The organism is Xanthomonas codiaei (genome assembly GCF_002939785.1).
Taxonomy (GTDB): Bacteria; Pseudomonadota; Gammaproteobacteria; order Xanthomonadales; family Xanthomonadaceae; genus Xanthomonas; species Xanthomonas codiaei.
Map to the genome: position 1 here is coordinate 25,436 of NZ_MDEC01000013.1, position 20,579 is coordinate 46,014.

The 20,579-nt window shown below is 67.4% G+C and carries 14 protein-coding genes; 7 read left to right on the plus strand and 7 right to left on the minus strand.

Annotated features, from left to right (window positions below):
* Positions 1–63 precede the first annotated feature (63 nt).
* Positions 64–2,253 (plus strand): TonB-dependent receptor plug domain-containing protein, encoded by a 2,190-nt coding sequence (locus tag XcodCFBP4690_RS10955; protein ID WP_104540973.1) that lies wholly within the window; start codon positions 64–66, stop codon positions 2,251–2,253.
* A complete protein-coding gene (locus tag XcodCFBP4690_RS10960) occupies positions 2,243–2,836 on the plus strand; it encodes a thioredoxin-like domain-containing protein (protein WP_244183627.1) in 594 nt (197 codons plus the stop codon). The genes XcodCFBP4690_RS10955 and XcodCFBP4690_RS10960 overlap by 11 nt, the downstream gene beginning before the upstream one ends.
* A 91-nt stretch (positions 2,837–2,927) precedes the next feature.
* On the opposite strand, the gene XcodCFBP4690_RS10965 is transcribed toward XcodCFBP4690_RS10960, so the two are convergent.
* The 3 genes from XcodCFBP4690_RS10965 to speA all read right to left on the minus strand — a co-directional run bounded on the left by XcodCFBP4690_RS10965 (position 2,928) and on the right by speA (position 10,968).
* On the minus strand, positions 2,928–4,265 hold the full coding sequence (locus XcodCFBP4690_RS10965; RefSeq protein ID WP_104540975.1) for a glycosyltransferase: 1,338 nt from the start codon (positions 4,263–4,265) through the stop codon (positions 2,928–2,930).
* Positions 4,258–8,238, minus strand: a complete 3,981-nt coding sequence (locus XcodCFBP4690_RS10970; RefSeq protein WP_104540976.1) for a non-ribosomal peptide synthetase — start codon at positions 8,236–8,238, stop codon at positions 4,258–4,260. Before XcodCFBP4690_RS10970 ends, XcodCFBP4690_RS10965 begins: the two co-directional genes overlap by 8 nt.
* An 843-nt stretch (positions 8,239–9,081) precedes the next feature.
* The gene (gene speA / locus XcodCFBP4690_RS10975; RefSeq protein ID WP_104540977.1) at positions 9,082–10,968 is read right to left on the minus strand and encodes an arginine decarboxylase; all 1,887 of its coding nucleotides are present in this window, start codon (positions 10,966–10,968) and stop codon (positions 9,082–9,084) included.
* 235 nt (positions 10,969–11,203) lie between these two features.
* Here speA and speE point away from each other — a divergent pair, with 235 nt between their 5' ends.
* Positions 11,204–12,061, plus strand: a complete 858-nt coding sequence (speE, locus tag XcodCFBP4690_RS10980) for a polyamine aminopropyltransferase (RefSeq protein ID WP_104540978.1) — start codon at positions 11,204–11,206, stop codon at positions 12,059–12,061.
* 97 nt (positions 12,062–12,158) lie between these two features.
* Here the strand turns inward: speE and XcodCFBP4690_RS10985 are convergent, their stop codons facing one another.
* Entirely contained in the window at positions 12,159–12,953 is a 795-nt protein-coding gene (locus tag XcodCFBP4690_RS10985) for a hypothetical protein (protein ID WP_104540979.1), read from the minus strand.
* A 541-nt stretch (positions 12,954–13,494) separates the two neighbouring features.
* Here XcodCFBP4690_RS10985 and XcodCFBP4690_RS10990 point away from each other — a divergent pair.
* Positions 13,495–14,181, plus strand: coding sequence for an RIO1 family regulatory kinase/ATPase domain-containing protein (locus XcodCFBP4690_RS10990; RefSeq protein WP_167394570.1), 687 nt, complete (start codon positions 13,495–13,497; stop codon positions 14,179–14,181).
* A 241-nt stretch (positions 14,182–14,422) separates the two neighbouring features.
* Here XcodCFBP4690_RS10990 and XcodCFBP4690_RS10995 read toward each other — a convergent pair whose 3' ends face one another.
* The gene (locus tag XcodCFBP4690_RS10995) at positions 14,423–16,378 is read right to left on the minus strand and encodes a glycoside hydrolase family 84 protein (protein ID WP_104540980.1); all 1,956 of its coding nucleotides are present in this window, start codon (positions 16,376–16,378) and stop codon (positions 14,423–14,425) included.
* A gap of 520 nt (positions 16,379–16,898) precedes the next feature.
* On the minus strand, positions 16,899–17,273 hold the full coding sequence (locus XcodCFBP4690_RS11000) for a P-II family nitrogen regulator (RefSeq protein WP_279628105.1): 375 nt from the start codon (positions 17,271–17,273) through the stop codon (positions 16,899–16,901).
* A gap of 152 nt (positions 17,274–17,425) precedes the next feature.
* Here XcodCFBP4690_RS11000 and ubiK point away from each other — a divergent pair, with 152 nt between their 5' ends.
* The 3 genes from ubiK to XcodCFBP4690_RS11015 all read left to right on the plus strand — a co-directional run bounded on the left by ubiK (position 17,426) and on the right by XcodCFBP4690_RS11015 (position 19,990).
* Positions 17,426–17,710: a ubiquinone biosynthesis accessory factor UbiK gene (gene ubiK, locus XcodCFBP4690_RS11005; protein ID WP_104540981.1), complete on the plus strand. Its 285-nt coding sequence runs from the start codon at positions 17,426–17,428 to the stop codon at positions 17,708–17,710.
* A gap of 15 nt (positions 17,711–17,725) precedes the next feature.
* Positions 17,726–19,246 (plus strand): YifB family Mg chelatase-like AAA ATPase, encoded by a 1,521-nt coding sequence (locus XcodCFBP4690_RS11010; RefSeq protein ID WP_104540982.1) that lies wholly within the window; start codon positions 17,726–17,728, stop codon positions 19,244–19,246.
* Positions 19,247–19,480: 234 nt separating this feature from the next.
* Positions 19,481–19,990: a lipocalin family protein gene (locus XcodCFBP4690_RS11015; RefSeq protein WP_104540983.1), complete on the plus strand. Its 510-nt coding sequence runs from the start codon at positions 19,481–19,483 to the stop codon at positions 19,988–19,990.
* 238 nt (positions 19,991–20,228) lie between these two features.
* On the opposite strand, the gene XcodCFBP4690_RS11020 is transcribed toward XcodCFBP4690_RS11015, so the two are convergent.
* Positions 20,229–20,405: a hypothetical protein gene (locus XcodCFBP4690_RS11020; protein WP_064507700.1), complete on the minus strand. Its 177-nt coding sequence runs from the start codon at positions 20,403–20,405 to the stop codon at positions 20,229–20,231.
* Between the last annotated feature and the right edge of the window lie 174 nt (positions 20,406–20,579).

Genomic DNA, 20,579 nt, shown 5'->3' on the forward strand with positions numbered 1-20,579 from the left:
GTCGCGATCGGCCGCGTTGTCGCGACACCCCGCGCTCCCCCGGCTTCCCATCCAGGTCTTCGCATGCACCACACCCCCGCGCCCCCGCATCGCGTCGATGCCGTGCGTTCCCTTGTCCTGCTGGCCGCTTCCCTGGCCGGCGATGCAGTCGCTGCGGCGGCCGAGGACGCCACCACGACGCCGCAGGCAGTGGCGCTGGACCGCATCGAGGTCAAGGTCAGCACCGCCACGCGCACCGAGCGCCTGCTGGCGGATGTGCCCGTGCGTACCGAAGTGCTGCGCCAACAGGACATCGCCTTGCGCGCCGCCACCGACGTTTCGCAGGCGGTCGAACTGATCAACGGACTGCGGGTGGAGAGCAACTGCCAGAACTGCAACACCTCCGAGGTGCAATTGCTGGGCTTGCCTGGCGCCTACAACCAGTTGCTGTTCGACGGCACGCCGCTGCTGTCCACGCTGGGGAGCGTGTACGGCCTGGAGCAGATCCCCAGTGCGTTCATCGATCGCATCGAAGTGGTCAAGGGCGGCGGTTCGGCCTTGTACGGGCCCGGCGCCGTGGCCGGTGTGGTCAACCTGATTTCCGAGCGACCGGTACGCAACGGGGGCTACGTACAAGCGGGCGTGGACGTGCTCGAGGGCACGCCGCAATGGAACCTGGATGGCCGACTGAATCTGATCACCGACGACGATCGCTTCGGCGTGGCGGTGGTGGCACAACGCTCCGACGACGACGGTATCGACTACAACCACGACGGCTACACCGAAATCACCCGCAAGGACCTGCGCCTGGGCGGCGTCCAGCTCTGGTACGCACCCACCGCCCAGACCCGCCTGCGCGCCGATTATCAGTCCACCGACGAATCGCGACGCGGCGGCAATCGATTGGGGGTCCCCGAATACCTGGCCAACATCGCCGAGTCGTTGCACACTCGCTATCGGCGCGGCGGGCTGAGCTGGGAACAGACGCTGAGTGAGGACGCCGATTTCCGCATCGGCTATGCGTTCGCCGCGATCGATCGCGACAGCTTCTACGGTGGCCTGGGCGAGGTGGCAACCGATCCAGGCGATCCCGCCTACGACCCACGCCAACTCTCCCCTTCGGTTCCCGGCAGTGCGGCAGCGCGGTCCTACGATCAATACGGCTACACCGAAAATCCGTTGCAGTTCGTCGATAGCCAGTTCAACTGGCGGCTGGGCGCGCACGCAGTGGCCTTCGGTCTTCAGTACAAGCGCGAGACCCTGCGCGATTTCAATCTGGATGCGACCGGCCGGCGTCTGCGCACGCTCGCCGATGCGCGCTTCCGCAACCTGGGCGGCTTTGTCCAGGACGAGTGGGCGGTGAGCGAGGAGGTGGATCTGGTCCTGGGCGCGCGCCTGGACAAGAGCTCGGAACTGGAGAACAGCGTGTTTTCGCCGCGCCTGGCGCTGGCCTGGCAGGCCACTGCCAACCTGAAGTGGCGCGCAGGCGTGTCCACCGGCTTTCGTGCACCGGAGATCTTCCTGGAAGACGTGCATGTGGACACGCTCGGCGCCGCACCGGTACGGGTGCGCAACACCGATGGATTGCGCGAGGAGCGCGCGATGACCGCAATGCTGGGGATGGACTGGCGCAGCGATCCGGCGCAACCGCGCTGGAGCTGGGATGCGACCGCCTCGTTCACCCGGCTGCGCGACACCTTCGTGCTCGGGCAGATCCGCAGCGACGCCGACGGCAACCTCTTCCAGCTTCGTGACAATGCATCCGGTTCGACGGTGGCCGGGCTGGAAAGCAACCTGGCGTGGCAACCCAGCGCGCAGTGGCGCGCCAGCGCAGGCGTGGCGTGGTACCGCTCGCGCTACGATCAGGCACAGCTGATCTTCGACGACACCGCCGATGGTGGCGACACCCGCATCGCCAGCACCCGCTATCTGAAAACGCCGGAATGGAGTGGACTGGCGCAACTCACCTGGCAACCCAGCGAGGCGTTTCAGGCCTTCCTCGCGACCCGCTACACCGGCCGCATGGACGCATTGAACAACCGCCTCGGCGTCTTGCGTCGTACCCCGGATTTCTGGAACACCGATGTGGGCGTGCTCTGGCATCTGCATTGGGGCGCGAATGGCAGCCAGCAGTTCAGCGTGGCGTTCGGGGTGAAGAACCTGTTCGATCGACGCCAGCGCGACCTGGAGGTGGGCGCCGGCCGCGACAGCGATTATGTCTACGGGCCGCGCCTGGCGCGCGCGTGGTATTTCAACCTGCGCCATGCGTTCTGAGCGTACGCCATGGCGGCTGGCAGTGTGCTGTCTGCTGGCATGCGCGCTGCCGGCCGGCGCGCGGCAAGGCCCGCCGCTGCGGCGGGAGATCGCGCAGGCCTTGGTGGTGCCCGCCACCGACCGCATGCAGACCTTTCGCTGGACGCGCGAGCCGGCCGTGATCGCGCTGTACTTCGGTGCCGACTGGTGCGGCCCCTGCCATGCGTTCGTTCCCGAATTGATCCGGGTGCGCGCGGCACTGCGCGAGGCCGGCGCCGACACCGAGGTGGTGTATGTCAGCCAGGACCATTCGCAAGCGCAGATGCGCCGCTACATGCGCCTGCAGCAGATGCCCTGGCCGGCGATCGACTATCGCCGTCTTCCCGCATTGCCGGCATTGCGCCGGCTCGCCGGTACTGCGCCGCCGAACCTGGTGCTGCTGGATCGCAACGGCACTGTACTGGCCAGCGGCTGGCAGGGCCGGCGCTACACCGGCCTGGTGCCGGTGCTGCGCAGCTGGAGCGCGCATGTCCAACCCGGCGCGGCGGAGGCCTTGCAGGACGCACCGGAGGATCCCGCCGCACTTCCGGAGGCGCGCGATTGATTGCGTTGGCGATCGGGCCTGCCGTCAGCGGCCAGCTGTCGAACGACAGCTCACTGCTTCCCGGACCTGGCGACCTCCCACGGCCATCCCGTCACGCAACGGCCCGTTCGCTACGGGCGACCGGCGTCATTGGCATTGCAGCGTTCAGCAGCCCCCACGCTTCCAACTGATCCACCGCGGTGCGTACGCCGTCTTCCTCGCCGATATGCTGCCCCAGCGCACGCGCGGCCGCACGCATGGCCGGCGCGCTGGCCTGGCGCAGTGCGTCGGCCAGCCGCTGCGGCTGCAGACCGACGCGGGCGAGCGCCGGCGGCGCCACGCCGCGCTGGGCCAGGCAATGTGCCCAGAACGGCTGGTCGTACCCGAACGGCAGCACCACCGAGGGAATGCCCGCCGCCAGCGCGGCACCGGTGGTGCCGGCACCGCCGTGATGCACCGCCACGGCCACGCGCGGGAACAACCAGTCGTGCGGTGCGTGCTCCAGATGGAAGAAACGTTCGGCATCGTCGGCGGCGGCCTCCTGGCCATCGGTCAGTCCACCCCAGCCGCTGGCCAGCAACGCACGCTGGCCGGTCAGACGCACCGCCGCCTTGACCGTGGCGGTGAGCTGCGCCGCGTCGGAACTGGTCATGCTGCCGAAACCGATATACAACGGCGGTGGCCCGGCCTGCAGGAACGCCTGCAGGTCTGCCGGCGGTTGCCACTGCGGCTGCGGCAGCTGCCAGAAGCCGCAGACCTGCGCGCTGGGCGGCCAGTCCGGTGGACGCGGGCATAGCTGGGCGCTGTAGCCGTAGATCACCCGCAGCGCGCTGCGGTCCGGTCCGCGCCACGGGTAGGCCGGCAGGCCCAGCGCCGGCCGTACGATGTCGTTGAGCGCCGGGCGCATCAGCTGCCAGCCGGCAAAGCGCACCAGGTGATGCAGCGCCACGCTCACCCGCCCGGGAAACCGAACGCTCGGCATCACCATCAGCGGCAGATGCCGCGAAGCGGTCAGCGGCTGCAGTTGCGCGAACACCACCGGCAGCCCGTAGGCCTGCCCCAGGCTGTGGGCCAGGAAGCTGGCGCTGCCCACGCCCAGGATCAAGCCGGCATCGGCACAGGCCGCACGGCCCTGCTCGGCCCAGTCGCGCGCCCAGTCCAGCAGCTGCGCGCGCAAGGTGCCCCAGATACCGCGCCAGCCGCCACGCATCTCGGCCACGTGCGGGTTGCCCTGCAGCAGTTGCTGGTGGTCGCCGCTGAGCGGGAAGAACTCCAGCCCGTTGGCGCGGATCAGCGCTTCGAAATTGCCGCTGGTCAGCACCCGCACCGGATACCCGCGCTCGCGCAGGCCACGTCCCAGCGCGATGATCGGGCGCACGTCGCCGTGGGTGCCCAGGGTGGCGATGACGATCGGTCGATGGACGGTAGCGCTTGCCGGGATCTCAGGCATATTCGGCCACCCCGTCGCTGGCAGTGGCGATGCTGCCGTCGCGCAGCGACACCGGGCCGGTGGCGGCATGCAGCAATGCGCATAGCCTGGTCGAATGCGTGGCCGACAGCATCGAATGATGGTCGCTATCCAAGCCATGCAGGTGCAGCGTGCGCACGTACGGACGCCAGGCCTGCGGCCGGTAGTCCACCCACTGCGCATCGTCGCCGCCGGAACTCATCCGCACGTTCGCCTCGACGAACAACACGTCCTGATTCAATGCGCGGGGGCGGTGACGGCGCGCCAGGTGCAAATGATGCTGGGTCACATCGCCCAGGTCGTCCAGCAGCGTGGGGCGCTGTTCGAGCAGCTGGCGTACGGCCGGCAAGGTGGTCAGCCCGTAGTGGTCGCACAGCAGGCTGGCCAGCTCGGCCACGGTGGTCGGCATCGGCTGGTGTGCGGCCAGGGTCAGGCCCAGCGCATGCACCGACGCGCGCACGTTCTCCGCTTCCGGCAGCGCGGCGGCCTGTTCCAGATGCGGGTAGCTGTCCAGCATCGCCAGCAGTTCGACATCCTCGCCCAGGTCGTGCAGCTCGGCCGCGATGGCATGGGCGATCAGCCCGCCCAGCGACCAGCCGATCAACCGGTACGGGCCGTGCGGCTGCACGCTGCGCATGCGCGCCAGATAGTCGCGCGCAATCGCCTCGATGCTGTCCGGGCGATACTGCCGGTCGCTCAATGCCGGCGACTGCAACACATACACCGGCCACTGCGGGTCGAGCTGGCCGAGCAAGGTGAGATACGACCAGCCCAGCCCGATCACCGGATGGATGCAGAACAACGGCGTGCTGCCGGGCGTGCCTGCACGCAAGGGCAACAGCACGCCCAGGGGATCGTTCGCCGGCTGCGCGCTGCGCCTGATCACCTCGGCCAGGCCGGCGATCGTCGGCGCATGGAACAACGTGCCCAGCGGCAGTTCGACACCGAACAGCTGCGGAAAGCGCGCTGCCATTTCCGCCGCGCGCAGCGAATCGCCGCCCAGCTCGAAGAAGTTGTCGTCCACGCCCACCGCCTGGATGCCCAGCACCTCGCGCAGCAAATCTGCCAGCTGCTGTTCCAGCGCATCGCGCGGCGCCACCTGCGCACGCACCGCCACCACACCCGGCGCAGGCAGGGCACGGCGGTCCAGCTTGCCATTGGCCGTCAGCGGCAAGGCCGCCAGCATGACCCAAAGGCTTGGAATCATCGACGCCGGCAAGCGCTGCTGCAGATGCGCACGCAGCGTCTCGGTCGACGGCGCCGTACCGTGCTTGCCCACCACGTAGGCCAGCAACTGCAGCGCCGTATCGCCGTCCTGGTGCGCCACCACGGCAACCTGCGCCACCTGGGCATGCAGCAGCAACGCGTTCTCGATCTCGGCCGGCTCCACACGGTGGCCGCGGATCTTCAACTGCGCATCGGCGCGGCCGATGAATTCCAGCAGGCCATCCTCACGCTGACGCACGCGATCGCCGGTGCGGTACATGCTGCTGCCGTCGGCGGCGAACGGGTCGCGCAGGAAGCGCTCGCTGGTCAGCTGGCGCTTGCCGCGGTAGCCCTTGGCCACGCCGGCGCCACCGATGTACAGCTCGCCGATGGCACCGGTCGGCAATGGCTGCCGCTGTGCATCGAGTACGTAGACGCGCGTATTGAGCAGCGGCCTGCCGATCGGCGGCGCCGCGGCATCGGTCAACTGCAGCGGCATGATGGTCGACCAGATGGTGGTTTCGGTGGGTCCGTACAGCTGGGTCAGGCGCCCCGCCCGGCTCAGCAACTGGCTGGCCAGTTCCGGCACCAGCGCCTCGCCGCCCACCAGCGCATGCAGGCGATCCAGCGCAAGATCCTGGTTGGCCAGCAGGATGCGCCACAGCGACGGCGTGGCCTGCACCAGGCTGATCTGCTCGCCGGCGATCAAGCGCGCCAGGCTGCGCGGATCGTGGCTGATACCGGCCGGTGCGATGACCACGCGCGCGCCCACCAGCAGCGGCAGGTACAACTCCAGCCCGGCGATGTCGAAGGTGATGGTGGTGACGGCCAGCACGCGGTCGCGCGGGCGCAGCGCCAGCTCGTGTTCCATCGCATGCAAGAAGTTGAACAGGTTGCGATGGCTGATCTCCACGCCCTTGGGCGCGCCGGTCGAACCGGAGGTGTACAACACGTAGGCCGTGCCATCGGGCGTGGCCAGCGGCGCGATCGCTTCCGGCAACACCGCCGGACGGGGATCCAGCCAGACCATGCCGCCGATCAGGTAGCGCTCGCACAGCGCAGGCTCGCACACCAGCGCGATGGCGCCGGAATCGTTGAGCATCTGGCGGTTGCGCGCGGCCGGGCTCTCCGGGTCCAGCGGCAGATACGCCGCACCGCTCCACATGATCGCCAGCAGCGCCACCAGCAGCTGCTCGCTGCGCGGCAAGGCCACGGCCACCACATCGCCGGGGCGCACGCCATCGGCGACCCACTGCGCGGCAATGCGCGAGGCCAGCTCGCACAAGGTGGCGTAATCCAGTGTGCGGTTGTCGTACTGCACGACCACGGCGGCAGGCATCAGTTCGGCACGCTGCAGCATGCCGTGCAGGAGCGTGGCATCGGCCGGCAGCGGCGCGTCGGTGCGGTTCCAGGTGTACAGCAGGCGCTGGCGCTCCTGCTCGCCCAGTACGTCGAGCTCGCCCAGCGCGCAGGTGGGGTGGTCGAGCACGGCATCGGCCAGCTGGGTCAGGCGCCGGCAATGCTCGGCCAGTTCGTGGCTGTCGTACAGCGCCGGGTTGGCATCCAGATCGAAGCGCAGTGCCGCGCCATCGCCGCGCTCGTAGCAGAAGATGGTCAGGTCGTCGGCCGGTCCGTTGCAGAGGTTGTGCGGCATCGCATACGCCTGGCCAAAGCGCAGCGCGTAGTCGAAGGCTTCGATGTTCACCGCCAGGCGGGCGAACTTCTGCTCGATGCCGAACATGCCAAGGTCGCGGCGCACGTCCTCGAAGCGGTATTGCTGATGGCGCAGCGCGCTCCTGACCACCGAGGCCACCTGTGCGAACAAGGTGTGGACCGGTTGCTGCGGGTCCATCTTCAGCCGCAGCGAGATCACGTTGGCGACCAGGCCGGCGGTATGCCGGTAGCGCGCATTGATCCGGCCGGTCACCGGCATGGCCAGCACCAGGTCTTCGGCACCGGTGCAGCGGTAGTAATACGCGGCGATCAGGGAAATCAGCATCTGCGGCAGGCTGGCGCCGTACTCCTTGCCCAGCGCACGCAGGCGCACCACCTGCTGCGGCGAAAACTGCCCGATGCCGCGCAGCAGGCCGGTGGACAGGTGATTACCCGGCCGCGCCAGGGTGACCGGCGGCGGCAGATCGGCCAGTTGCTGCATCCAGTAGCTGCGGTCGCGCTGAAAGCGATCGGAGTCGCGGTACTGCTGTTCCATCTCGATCAGCGACAACGCGCTGCCGTACTCGGCAGGCTCGGGCTCCACGTTCGCCGCGTAGGCGTTATAGAGCACCGCCATCCGCTGCATCATGATCGAGGCGCAATAGCCATCCATCACCAGATGGCTGACGCACTGCACCCACATGTGGTGATCTTCGCCGAGGCGGAATACCGCGCAATGCCACAGCGGCCCGTTGCGCAGGTCCTCCGGCTTGCGGATTTCCTCGGCCACCCAATGCTCGGCGGCATTGCGCGGCGCCGGGTCGTCGCTCACGTCGAAGAACGGTATTGGCGCGGTGTACTCCGGCAGGACGACCTGGTGCGGCACGCCCTCGTGCTCATGGATGCAAAGGCGCAGCGTGTCGAACTCGCGCGCCAGCTGCAGCGTGGCGCGGATCAGCAGCGCAGGATCCAGTGGACCGAACAATTCCAGCGCTTCGGACAACATCAAGGTGTTGTCGGTATGCAACTTGTTGGCCACCCACAGGCCACGTTGTGCCCTGGTCAGTGGAAACAGTGGGGCGGCATCAGCGTGCATCGCATGCATCCTTCTGTGTGGCGCGCAGTCGCCCGGCGCTTTGGCTGCAGCGCAGTCAAAGAAACGTCGGATCGGCACCCGGTAATGAAACGCATGATAGAGAGCACCAGCGACTGTCGGCGAATGCCGGCAATACGTGGTGGAAACGCACAATGGAAACGCACAACGAGGCGACATGCACGATCGAGACCCCGATGTGCACTGTCATGGGTGAAGCAACTTGTATCCCGACAAGTTAAGCAAACACTAACAACTCGCGAACTTAATGAACCGTGCAAAAATCACGAAATGCGGGTCTTTCGTAATTATTTTGGTCCAAAATGTGATTCCTACAGACGTTCTGCATGCGCGTATGCGCTTGGGTCGCCTTGTGCATGCAACTGACACACGATGTGGTGCAGGCAGACCGCAAGTAGCCACCAAACATCTGTTTTCAAGGCGATTTCGCACTGTCGCGGCACGCTGGCCCAGGCCGTCGATAAGACCATTTCAAACAACGCCATTGGTACAAATGGATCTGCAAAAAATCACTTGATGCAATCGGTGATGATCGCCGGCGCGATCGCAATCTGGCGGGCGGCCAGGCGAATGCCGTCAATCGATTGACGTCTCGCGCCGTGTATAAAAGCGAGCAGTGGCAACGATGGCGCGTGTAAATCACGGCAAGGCGTGACTTGCCGGCACGCCATCGCAGGCAGCGAGGCGTGGGCCTGCCGATATCAGGCGAGGCGTTCGAAGGCAGGGGTGGGCGGGACTCCCCGCCATAACCGCAAGCGTGCGCCACGGTGAGATGGCGCGACGGCAGTGCCGCGCGCTGCAGCAGGGGCCGCAGCGCGCCGAGGATCAGCCGAGCGGCTCGTCGGACAGATAGGTGTAGCCGGTCAGCCCGGCTTCCAGCGCCTGGCTCAGCTGCTGCGCGCGCTCCGGGGGCAGCTGCGCGGCGGCGATGCGCTCGGCATAGGTCGCGCGCAGCGTGTCCAGGTGGTAGCCCACGTAATCGAGCATCACATCGGTGGTGTCACCGCGACGCTGCTGCACGATGCGATATCCGTCGCCGTCCACGGCCACTTCCACCGCATCGGTATCGCCGAACAGGTTATGGATATCGCCCAGGATTTCCTGGTAGGCACCGACCAGGAAGAAGCCGATGCGATAGCTCTCACCCGCGTTCAAGGCATGCAGCGGCAGCGAGCTGTCCAGGCTCTCGTTCTCGACATAGGTCTTGACCATGCCGTCCGAATCGCAGGTCATGTCGGCGATGATGCCGCGGCGCTGCGGTGCCTCGTTCAGGCGCTCGATCGGCACGATCGGGAACACCTGGTCGATCGCCCAGACGTCCGGGATCGATTCGAACACACTGAAATTGACGAAGTACTTGTCCACCAGCCGCTCGTTGAGCTCGTCCAGCACCGGGCGGTGGCTCTTCTCGTCGAAGCTCAACCGTGCCCGCACGCCGTGGGCGATGGCATAGAACAGGTCGTCGATGCGCGCACGATGGGTCAGGTCGATCTGGCCCAGCGCATAGGCGCTCAAACCCTCGGCATGGAAGTGCTGGGCCTCCTGGAACAGTTCCACCGCCGGGCGCACGTCCAGTTCGTCGTGGATCTCGCGCAGGTGGCGGATCGCCGCCGGTTCGTCATCGTGCGCATCGGGCACGCGGCCTTCCGGCGCCTGCTCCACCTCGGACACGTTGGCGATCAGCACCGCATGGTGGGCCGTCATCGCGCGGCCGCACTCGGTGACGATGCGCGGCGGAGCCAGGCCATGTTCCTCGCAGGCGCTGGCCAGCGGCTGCACGATATTGCTGGCGTACGAATGCAGGCCGTAGTTGATCGAGCAATAGCTGCGCGAGCGGGTGCCTTCGTAGTCGATGCCCAGGCCGCCGCCCACGTCCACATGGCTGATCTTCGCGCCCAGCCGCGAGAGCTCCACGAAATAGCGCGTGGCCTCGCGCATGCCGTTGGCGATGTCGCGCACGTTGGAGATCTGCGAGCCCATGTGGAAATGCAGCAGATTCAGGCTGTCGGCGTACTCGGTGTCGCGCAGCGATTTCCACAGGTCCAGCACCTGGCGCGGCGACAGCCCGAACTTGGCCTTGTCGCCGCCGCTGTTCTGCCACTTGCCCGCACCCAGCGAAGCCAGGCGCATGCGCACGCCCAGGCCCGGCTTGACGTCCAGCGCGCGCGCCTCTTCCAGCACCAGCGCCAGTTCGGAGGGCTTTTCGATCACGATGAAGGTCTGCAGGCCGAGCTTGCGGCCGATCAGCGCCAGCCGGATGTATTCGCGGTCCTTGTAGCCGTTGCAGACGATCAGCCCGCCCGGGCGCGACAGCGCCAGCACCGCCATCAGCTCCGGCTTGCTACCCGCTTCCAGGCCGAAGCCCTCGCCGTGATGGCCGGCCAGGGTGCCGGCCACGCCACGGTGCTGGTTGACCTTGATCGGGTACACCGCGGTGTAGCCGCCGGCGTAGTCCCATTCCGACTGCGCCTGCGCAAAGGCCGCCTGCAGCTTGCCCAGGCGCTGACCCAGGATGTCCGGGAAGCGCACCAGCAGCGGGAGTTTTGCCCCGGCCGCGCGTGCGGCATCCACCACTTCGGGCAGCGACACTGCCGGGCCATCGGCGGTTGGTTTGACCACCACGTGGCCGGCGGCGTTCACATCGAAATACCCATCGGCCCAATGCGGGATCGAGTAGGTCTTGCGGGCTTGGTCGAGGGACCAATCGCTCATTTCGTTGTCTCGGCTGGGGCAAAAGGGCGTGAATTGTAACGCCTGGCATGCCGAGGGTCCGTTACAATCCGCGCCGACTTCACGCCCCGCTCCTGGTCGGATCGGGGCCGAGCAAGGGTCGGCCGCTGCGCAGTCTGGCTGCACGCGGCTGCGCCCGATCCTCCTCCGGCGCTACGCGCCACCTTCTCCCGGCAGGAGAAGGAACCGCCCGCTTCTTTTAGTTTAGGACGTCCGCATGAGCAGCAACGACAACTGGTACATCGAACACTTCCAGCCCACCGGGTCGGCCATCGGCTTCCGCATCAGCGGCAAGCTGGACGAGGTGCAGTCCCCGTTCCAGAAGATCGAGATCTACCAGACCACCGATTGGGGCAAGCTGATGCTCATCGACGGCGCGGTGATGCTGACCAGCCGCGACAATTTCTTCTACCACGAGATGATCAGCCATCCGGCGCTGTTCACCCATCCCGCGCCCAAGCGCGTGGTGATCATCGGCGGCGGCGACTGCGGCACGCTGCGCGAGGTGCTCAAGCACCCGGGCGTGGAAAGCGCCACCCAGTGCGATATCGACGAGCAGGTCACGCGCATGTCGGAGAAGTATTTCCCCGAGCTGTGCGACTCCAACCACGATGCGCGCGCCGAGCTGCTGTTCGACGACGGCGTGGCCTACATGGCCAACTGCCCGGCCGGCAGCGTGGATATCGTGATCGTCGATTCCACCGACCCGGTGGGCCCGGCCGAAGGCCTGTTCAACAAGGCGTTCTACGAGAGCTGCTTCAAGGCACTGAAGGACGACGGCTTGCTGGTGCAGCAGTCCGAATCGCCGTTGGCGCTGCTGGACCTGATCAACGAGATGCGCACCGAGATGGGCAAGGCCGGTTTCCAGTCGTTCAAGACCCTGCCGTTCCCGCAGCCGTGCTACCCCACCGGCTGGTGGAGCGTGACCATGGCCAGCAAGCAGGCCAAGGCCGATTTCGCCTTCCGTCAGGACGCCGCGCAGGCCAAGGGCTTCGAGACGCTGTACTACACCGCGCACCTGCACACCGGCGTGTTGGTGGCACCGCCGTTCGTGGCCAAGGCGCTGGGCGAGTAAGCGCAAGCCGGCGCTGCAGAGTGTCGGCAGCGCCCAAACCACAACGGGGCGGATGTTGCCATCCGCCCCGTTGCCGTATCTGCCGCTGCGTCGCCAATCAGAAACGGACTTCGGCGCCTACGTTCAACACTTCGGCACGGTTGATGGTGACGTCTTCGCCGTAGTCGTAGTAGTCGTTGGCGTACACATAGTTGGTGTACATCACGCTCACACTGGCGTATTTGCCCAGGTCCACACCCAAGCCGACGCCCGCGTAGCCACCGTAGATTTCCTCGTTCGTCTCTGCGACATCGGCGTACCACGAGCCCAGGCGCACCATCGCAAACAACGGGCTATCACCGAAGTTGAAGCGCGCTGTGCCACCAAGGCCGCCAAACTTCACGGACGGGATAAAGATGTCGTCCGTGCTCTCGCCGCGATCCAGGCGACCGATCGATGCTTCAAGACCGATGAGGGTCACCGAGCCTGCGCGCCAGCGATAACCAGCGCTTAGACCGAGCATGTCCTGCTTATAGCCATCGAACACCTCTGCTCTACCGCGTTGCACGCTGATGAAGGCACCGCTGTCGATGCGGGACTCTTCGCGCGGGGCGGCCGCCACATACGCAGGCACAGGTGGCGATGCCACTGCGGGTGCTTGCGCCGTCACCGTAGTGAATCCGCCGCTCTGGCCAGACGCGTTACCGTCGCTGCCGGCCGGTGCCGTAGCAGTTGTGGTGGGCGTTGTGGCCGATACCGGAGCAGTCGGCGCGGCAGTCCCCTGCGGGCCGGCCTGTTGCTGCTTTTGCTGCTGGCGGTAGCTATCCCAGCCGCGCGAGAGCGATTGCGCCGAGGCCTGTGCCGTGACGCCAAGCGCCGTGCAGGCCAACAGCAGTGTTGCGGTCTTTTTCATCACGTTCCCCTGAGTGGTCGTCCATCGTTCCGCATCCTTGCGCACGCAGGCGGACCTGACGGGCGTCGGGAAGTGGTGCAGTTGCTGCCGTCTCGTAGGGGCTTCCCCGCCGCGCGCTGTGTCGCCGACGACACTGGCGCAGGCAAGCCTGGGCAGACCAAGCCAGTCGCGTGATGCAGCCCCCTGACCGCAGCGCGCACAGTGTCTGGAGTCTCAGTGGCTGTCAAGAAGATGTGAGACGCCCGTTGCCCGGAACGGGTCGGATGGTAGGTACGTCACTGCGCGGCCTGCGATAACACCGGGCCGCATCGGCCGTCTGGCCACGCGTCGACTGCCGAGCCCGCACAGCACCGGCGTTTTCGATACGTCTTCCAACGCCTTGATCGGAAAGGCCGTTCCACGCCCAGAATGCTTCATTTGTTAAATAACAGTAATTTCAATACTGACAAGTTCTAAAATTGCGCACTCCCGATCCCATGCGATCACCGTGGACCTGCGTAACGCGTGACACCTCCGCGCCGCCAGCGTCCGGAGAACTGCCATGCATCACCAGCCGCTGGACGTTTCCAGCCTGCACCTCGTGACACCCGTGCTGCTCAAACAGGGTATGCGGCTGCTCGAACCGGACGTCTACCGCACCCACCTGGATGGGCAACTGGCGGTGGTCAAGGACTACACCCGTTATCGCCGTACCCTGCTGGCGCCGATCGCGCGGCTGATGGTGCGCCACGAAGCCCGCATGCTGCGCCGGCTGCACGGGTGGCGGCATGCGCCCGCGTTGCTCGGCACCCTGGGCGGTTTGGCGTTGGGCATGGAGTTCATTCCCGGCGACACGCTCAGCGCCAGCGCAGTGGTGGGCCAGGAGGTGTTCCAGCAGCTGCAGCAGGCGTTGCGCCGCCTGCACGGTTTCGGCATCACCCATAACGACCTGCATGGCACCAACGTGGTGGTCAGTGCCGGGGTGCCGGTCTTGATCGATTTCACCTCGGCCTGGCGGTTTCCGCGCTGGCTGCGGCGCGGCCTGCTGGCCCGCCAGCTGCAGCGCAGCGACGTGGCCAATTTCCAGAAGATGCGCCAGCGCCTGGCCGGCATCGCCCCCACCGCCGACGAAGCCGCGCGCAGCGCCGAACCGGGCTGGGTGCGCGGCATTCGCGGCGGCTGGAAGCGGCTGTATCGCCATCTCAAGCGCGAGGCACAGCCGGCGGATCAGGCGGAGTCGCGCCACTGATCTGCGCGATGTGTGCAAGACGCGCCGGCGGGGTGGCCGAGCAATCTTTTCATCGGACGTAGCAACGCCCGGCAGGCATCGCGCCCGGGAGTGATGAAGCAGCACGCAGTGCCGCGCCAGACCGGGTATGCGGCGTGGGCAGCGAATGGCAGCGGTGTACGACCGCCTCAAGCGCGATGCATCAGAGTCACCGGTGCCTGCCAGAGAGCAGGCACCGGCATTCCGTCAGCGCAGCACGCCGCTACGGCGTCGTCGCTGGCGCGCGATAGGCGATCAGGTGCGGCGCGTCGACCACAAACCGATCCAGCACACCGTCAGCGATCTTGACCGGCCCGCCGAAACGCGTGGCGCCGGGAATCGAGGGGATCGCTGCGGCCCTGGCAGCGACTGCCGCGGCATCGGCAAACAATGCCGGCGCCTCGGTGCTGCCACGGTTGGCGGCATCCAGGCCGGCTGCTGTCTTCTGCAGCGCCTGACCCCAGGCTTCCATCGCCTGCAGCCACGGCCGCGATTGCTCGGCAAAGCCCTTGTCGGCCACGCCGTCGCGGATGAGTTGCGGTGCAGTGGCGATGTCATCGGCGGTGCGCGCCAATGTTGCAATCGCCTGGCTGCGCGCCGTGGCATCGCCCAGCGCGATGGCTTCGCGCACCTGGTCGAGCACGGCCTTCAGGCGCGGCGCCTGCTCCTGCCACGGCTGGCTGCCGAAGGTGGGCGCCAGGTGCTGGGTATCGAAGAAGGTCAGCAACGCCGCCGCCACGCGCGCATCGCCGCCGGCCAGATCGCGCGCGGCCGCATGCCAGGTGCGTTGCGCGTCGTAGCCCTTGTCGTTCCAGGCGAACGCGGTCAGCCCCATCACCGCGACGCGGCTGGGCACTTCCTGGTTCATCGGGTTGGACACGATGCCCGACAGCTCGGCCGACAGGCCCGCCTCGCGCCGCGCATACGGCGCCATCAGCAGGCGCCCGGCCGAGGTCTCGAAGTCGTTGACCGGGTAGTTGTCCCACAGCAGCGTCTTGCGGCCGAACGCCTTGGTGGCCGCACGCGCATCCGGGATGGAAATGGCCGGCGGCACCACGTCGGTGCCGGTCCACTGCACCACGATCTTCGGGTCCAGGTGCTTGCGCAGCGCTTGCTTGTAGGGACTTTCCTTGGCATCGAAGTATTCGGTCGGCACCATGATCAGCTCCGAGGAAGCGTCGTGGCGGGCGACCAGGTCGGCCTGCACCAGGTTGAGCAGATGCGACTGCGCAATGCCCGCCGCCTGCGCGCCGGACTCGCCGAAGGTGGCCTTGTCGCGCTCGCAGTTCCACTTGGTGTATTCGATATCGTCCAGCGCCACATAGAAGCTGCGCACGCCCAGCGCGCGGAACGCATCGAACTTGCGCAGCAAGGCCTTGGCATCGGCCGGGTCGGAGAAGCACACCGTCGGGCCCGGCGAGATCGCGTAGACAAAATCGACGTGGTTGCGCCTGGCGGTGGCGGCCAGCTGGCCCAGCGCCTTCAAGGTCGCCTTCGGGTACGGCTCGCGCCAGCGGTCGCGCGCGTACGGATCGTCCTTGGGGCTGTAGATATAAGTGTTGGCCTTGGCGCGCGCCAGGAAATCGATGTGCTTGCTGCGATCGCTCATCGACCACGGCGCGCCGTAGAACCCCTCGATCGTGCCGCGGATCGGCATGGCCGGGTAATCATGGATCGTCAGCGTCGGCACGGCCGGCCGCTTGAGCAGCTGGCGCAGCGTCTGCGCGGCATGGAACAGGCCATCGTTGTCGTGGCCAGCCAGCGTGATCAGGCCACTGCCGAGCGCCGCGCTGGCCAGCGTATAGCCTTCGGCGTGGGTGTCCTGGGTGGCCTTGCTGCGTGCGAGCGCATCGCGCACCACCTCAGCCTCGCCAGTCCCGACCACCACGTGCGGGCGATCGAAGCTGGCCGGCAGGCGCGAGGCGGTGGCGATCTTGCCGACACCGGCTGCGCCGAGCACGCGGCGCACTAGCGCGACCGCGGCCGGATCCGCGCCCGGCGCAACCACCAGCACCACCGAATCGCCCAACGTGATCGTCTGGCCGTCCAGGCTGATAGACACCGGCGTGGGAAAGATCGCCGGCTGGGTGACCGGCTCGGCCATTGCCGGCAGCGCCAGGCCCAATGCCACCAACACCGGAAGCAGGCGCATGCCTGTCTGCCTGTTGCCTCGCTGCATGTCGAACTCCGGTATTGGAATGGTATTAACACCTAGAGTAGGCAAGTCATGGCGCGACGACAAGCGCAGCTGCGGCAGGAGGTCGAGTCCGTTTTGGCGGCATCCGGCCTGCGTCGCGACGATCAGCAGGTAATGCTCGTCGCTCGGCGCGCAGAGTTTTCGGTATTGAAATGGTATGAGCAGCGGTCGGCGATCCGCGCGCGCTGCGATCCCGCCCAACGCGGAAGGGTATGCATCTCGACAGGGGTGCGGGTACCCGGGATGCGATCCAGGCCAATGCGACGCGCAGCATGACGCCTTTACCTGGAGAGCCGGTGGCCCTGGTAGACGCATCTGCGCTGCCTGCCTCAAGTTCCCGGAATGCCGCGCACCTTGCAGGTGCCCCGCTCAGCGCCGCAGGATGCGCGCTTGGATGCCATCGGATACGCCTGTGTCAGCGCTACGTTGCACGCGCAACTTGCGGCGAACATCCACAGGCATGCAACAGCGCCGGGCTCACGCCGACGGCGCGCGGCCCACCTTACAGCGCGTCGCTGTCCAGCTCACCGGTGCGGATGCGCACCACGCTGCCGAGGTCGTACACGAACACCTTGCCGTCGCCGATCTTGCCGGTACCGGCCGCGGCCACGATGGCTTCGACCACGCGCTCGGCCTGATCGTCGGTCACCGCCACCTCGATCTTCACCTTGGGCAGGAAATCGACCACGTACTCGGCGCCGCGATACAGCTCGGTGTGGCCCTTCTGCCGACCAAAGCCCTTGACCTCGGTCACCGTGATGCCTGCCACCCCGCAGCCGGCGAGCGCTTCGCGCACATCGTCGAGCTTGAACGGTTTGACGATGGCCATGATCATTTTCATCGGTGCAGGTCCCAGGGCATGACGGGCGCGCAGCATACCGTGGACGGGGGCAACACTCATCCACGCCGGCGTCCATCACCCCGGCCGACAACCGAAATGGGACTATCCTTACCGCCTGCCGACTGCCTTGCCGATGTCCCGCGTGTCCCGGCCTGCACTAGGCTTCCTACGGACCTGCGGAGACCACCATGATCGATTTCAATCAGCTCGACGACCTCGCCCGCCGCCTCAGCGACCTGGTGCCGCCGGGCCTGCGCCAATCGCGCGAAGAGCTGCAGAGCACCTTCAAGGGCGCCTTGCAGGCCGGCCTGGGCAAGCTGGACCTGGTCACCCGCGAGGAGTTCGACGTGCAGCGCGCGGTACTGCTGCGCACCCGCGAAAAGCTCGAGGCGCTGGAGCAGGCGGTGGCCGCCCTGGAAGCACGCGCAACCGGCACGCCGCCCAGCGCGGCGCCCGGCTCCGATACCCCCTGACCCGGGCCTTCCACCATGAGTCTGGCGCTGGTGCACAGCCGTGCCCGCGTGGGAGTGCACGCGCCTGAGGTTCGGGTGGAGGTGCATCTGTCCGGCGGTCTTCCCTCCACCCAGATCGTGGGCCTGCCCGAAGCGGCGGTACGCGAGTCGCGCGAACGCGTGCGTGCCGCGCTGCTCTGCGCGCAGTTCGAATTTCCGGCCCGGCGCATCACCATCAACCTGGCGCCTGCGGACCTGCCCAAGGAGGGCGGGCGGTTCGACCTGCCGATCGCGCTCGGCATCCTGGCTGCCAGCGGGCAGATCGACCGGCAGGCACTGGCCGACCATGAGTTTGTCGGCGAGCTGGCGCTGACCGGCGAGCTGCGTGGCGTCGACGGCGTGCTGCCGGCCGCCCTGGCCGCCGCGCGGGCGGGGCGACGGCTGATCGTGCCGCTGGCCAATGGCGCCGAGGCAGCCATCGCCGGGCATGTGCAGGCCTTCACTGCGCGCACCCTGCTGGAGGTCTGCGCCGCCCTCAACGGCACCCAGCCGGCGCCTGCCGCAGAACTGGCGGTCGCCGCGCTCGGCGCACGTGCGCTGCCGGACATGGCCGACGTGCGCGGCCAGCCGCATGCGCGCCGCGCGCTGGAGATCGCCGCCGCCGGCGGGCACCACCTGCTGCTGGTCGGCAGCCCCGGCTGTGGCAAGACCTTGCTGGCCTCGCGCCTGCCGGGGCTGCTGCCCGACGCCAGCGAAGCCGAGGCGCTGGAAACCGCCGCCATCAGTTCGGTCAGCGGCCGTGGGCTGGATCTGGCCCGCTGGCGCCAGCGGCCCTACCGGGCCCCGCACCATACCGCCAGCGCAGTTGCCCTGGTCGGCGGTGGCACGCACCCGCGCCCGGGCGAGATTTCGCTGGCGCACAACGGCGTGCTGTTTCTGGACGAGCTGCCCGAGTGGCAACGGCAGACCCTGGAAGTGCTGCGCGAGCCGCTGGAATCGGGCCTGGTCACGATCTCGCGCGCGGCGCGCAGCGTGGATTTTCCGGCACGCTTCCAGTTGGTCGCGGCCATGAATCCCTGCCCCTGCGGCTGGGCCGGCGATGGCAGCGGGCGTTGCCGCTGCAGCAGCGACAGCATCCACCGTTACCGTAGCCGCATTTCCGGGCCGCTGCTGGACCGCATCGACCTGCATGTGGAAGTGCCGCGGCTGCCGCCGCAGGCACTGCGTAGCGGCACCCCGGGCGAAGACAGCGCCAGCGTGCGTGCCCGCGTGGTCGCCGCGCGGCAGCGGCAGCTTGCGCGCGGCGCCCTGCCCAACGCACAGCTCGATCAGCCCGACACCGACCGTCACTGCCGGCTGCAAGGCGAGGACCAGGTGCTGCTGGAGCGCGCGATCGAGCGCCTGCAGCTGTCCGCACGTTCGATGCACCGCATCCTGCGCGTGGCGCGCACCATCGCCGACCTGGACGACAGTGCGGCGATTGCCACCGGCCATCTCACCGAAGCGATCGGCTACCGCAAGCTGGATCGCGCACTCGGCACCGCCAGCGCGGCCTAGTCGCGCGGTCCGATGCCAAGGCGGGGCCGCGCGCACGGCGCTGCAACGCAGCGGCTGCTTCGGGCGCGTGCGCGCTGCGATCCTCGCAGCGGCTCCTGCGCCATCCAGGCCAATCACCGCGGCAGTGCCTCGCGCTGCACTCCAGGGCGCGCCGCACCGTCAGGCGCCGGTCCGCAACATCCACTTCATGGCGCTGCACGTACAACGTCAGCCTCCCTGTGCAGCGAGGCCGTCATGAGCCGACTTCCCGAGTTATCCACCGTCGCGTCGCTGGATCTGAACCGCTACCTGGGCACCTGGTACGAGATCGCCCGGCTGCCGATCCGTTTCGAGGATGCGGACTGTACCGACGTGTCGGCGCATTACGCGCTGCAGGCCGACGGCACGGTGCGCGTGCAGAACCGCTGCCTGAGCGTGAGCGGCGAGCTGGAGGAAGCCATCGGCCAGGCACGCCCCATCGACGACAGCCATGGACGCCTGGAGGTGACCTTCCTGCCCGAGGGGCTGCGCTGGATTCCCTTCACCAAGGGCGACTATTGGGTGATGCGCATCGATGCCGACTACACCGCGGCCCTGGTCGGCAGCCCCGACCGCAAGTATCTGTGGCTGCTGGCGCGGCTGCCGCAACTGGACGAGAACATCGCCCAGGCGTACCTGGCGCATGCACGCGAACAGGGTTTCGATCTGGCGCCGCTGATCCACACCCCGCATACCGGACGGCTGACCGAGCAGCCATTGCCCTGACCTGCAGCGTTGCCGCTATTTCGAACAGGAGGGCTGCGGGCGCCAACGCCGGCCGCCACCCCGGCCAACCTCACTCCGCCATGAAGGCTCAAGGCACTGGACAAGCCGCCACGGCGGGAGCGGCGCTACGACGAACCCAACCGCAGCGCGCTCCGCGGCCCGGCAGCACCAGACCTGCAAGTCGCTATCAGCAGGCCCTTCCAGCAACGACCCGCGGCCGGCAACTCGCCAAGGCCAGTTACCCGTTGAGCGTGCCCAGATCCTTGGCCGCGGCCTGCGCGCCTTCCAGGCTGTCGAACGCCACGCCGGTGTCGCCGACCACGTACTTGATCAGTTCGCCATCGCGCGTGGTTTCCTGCATCTTGAAGATCGGCACTGCATCGGTGCCGCCGACACGTTCTTTCTGGGTTGTCATGGATCAGTCCTCCGGTGAGAGCGCCTTGCCACGGGCCGGCCGGCCCTGCGGCCCACGTATACGGGCGCAGACGCAACGACCGTAGCGCGCCCTTGCGTGCAAGCGCGTGAATCCCTTGCAACACACCAGCCCGCACACCGCATCGCGCCCGCTCGGCAGAAAATCACATCCACT

Bases quoted from the DNA above. Each gene is read 5' to 3' on its own strand.
- XcodCFBP4690_RS10985 (WP_104540979.1), bottom strand. From the start codon at position 12,953: ATGAAAAAGACCGCAACACTGCTGTTGGCCTGCACGGCGCTTGGCGTC.
- speA (WP_104540977.1), bottom strand. From the start codon at position 10,968: ATGAGCGATTGGTCCCTCGACCAAGCCCGCAAGACCTACTCGATCCCG.
- XcodCFBP4690_RS10955 (WP_104540973.1), top strand. From the start codon at position 64: ATGCACCACACCCCCGCGCCCCCGCATCGCGTCGATGCCGTGCGTTCC.
- XcodCFBP4690_RS11020 (WP_064507700.1), bottom strand. From the start codon at position 20,405: ATGACAACCCAGAAAGAACGTGTCGGCGGCACCGATGCAGTGCCGATC.
- speE (WP_104540978.1), top strand. From the start codon at position 11,204: ATGAGCAGCAACGACAACTGGTACATCGAACACTTCCAGCCCACCGGG.
- XcodCFBP4690_RS11000 (WP_279628105.1), bottom strand. From the start codon at position 17,273: ATGCTGCGCGCCCGTCATGCCCTGGGACCTGCACCGATGAAAATGATC.
- XcodCFBP4690_RS10990 (WP_167394570.1), top strand. From the start codon at position 13,495: ATGCATCACCAGCCGCTGGACGTTTCCAGCCTGCACCTCGTGACACCC.
- XcodCFBP4690_RS10960 (WP_244183627.1), top strand. From the start codon at position 2,243: ATGCGTTCTGAGCGTACGCCATGGCGGCTGGCAGTGTGCTGTCTGCTG.
- ubiK (WP_104540981.1), top strand. From the start codon at position 17,426: ATGATCGATTTCAATCAGCTCGACGACCTCGCCCGCCGCCTCAGCGAC.
- XcodCFBP4690_RS10965 (WP_104540975.1), bottom strand. From the start codon at position 4,265: ATGCCTGAGATCCCGGCAAGCGCTACCGTCCATCGACCGATCGTCATC.
- XcodCFBP4690_RS10995 (WP_104540980.1), bottom strand. From the start codon at position 16,378: ATGCAGCGAGGCAACAGGCAGACAGGCATGCGCCTGCTTCCGGTGTTG.
- XcodCFBP4690_RS10970 (WP_104540976.1), bottom strand. From the start codon at position 8,238: ATGCACGCTGATGCCGCCCCACTGTTTCCACTGACCAGGGCACAACGT.
- XcodCFBP4690_RS11010 (WP_104540982.1), top strand. From the start codon at position 17,726: ATGAGTCTGGCGCTGGTGCACAGCCGTGCCCGCGTGGGAGTGCACGCG.
- XcodCFBP4690_RS11015 (WP_104540983.1), top strand. From the start codon at position 19,481: ATGAGCCGACTTCCCGAGTTATCCACCGTCGCGTCGCTGGATCTGAAC.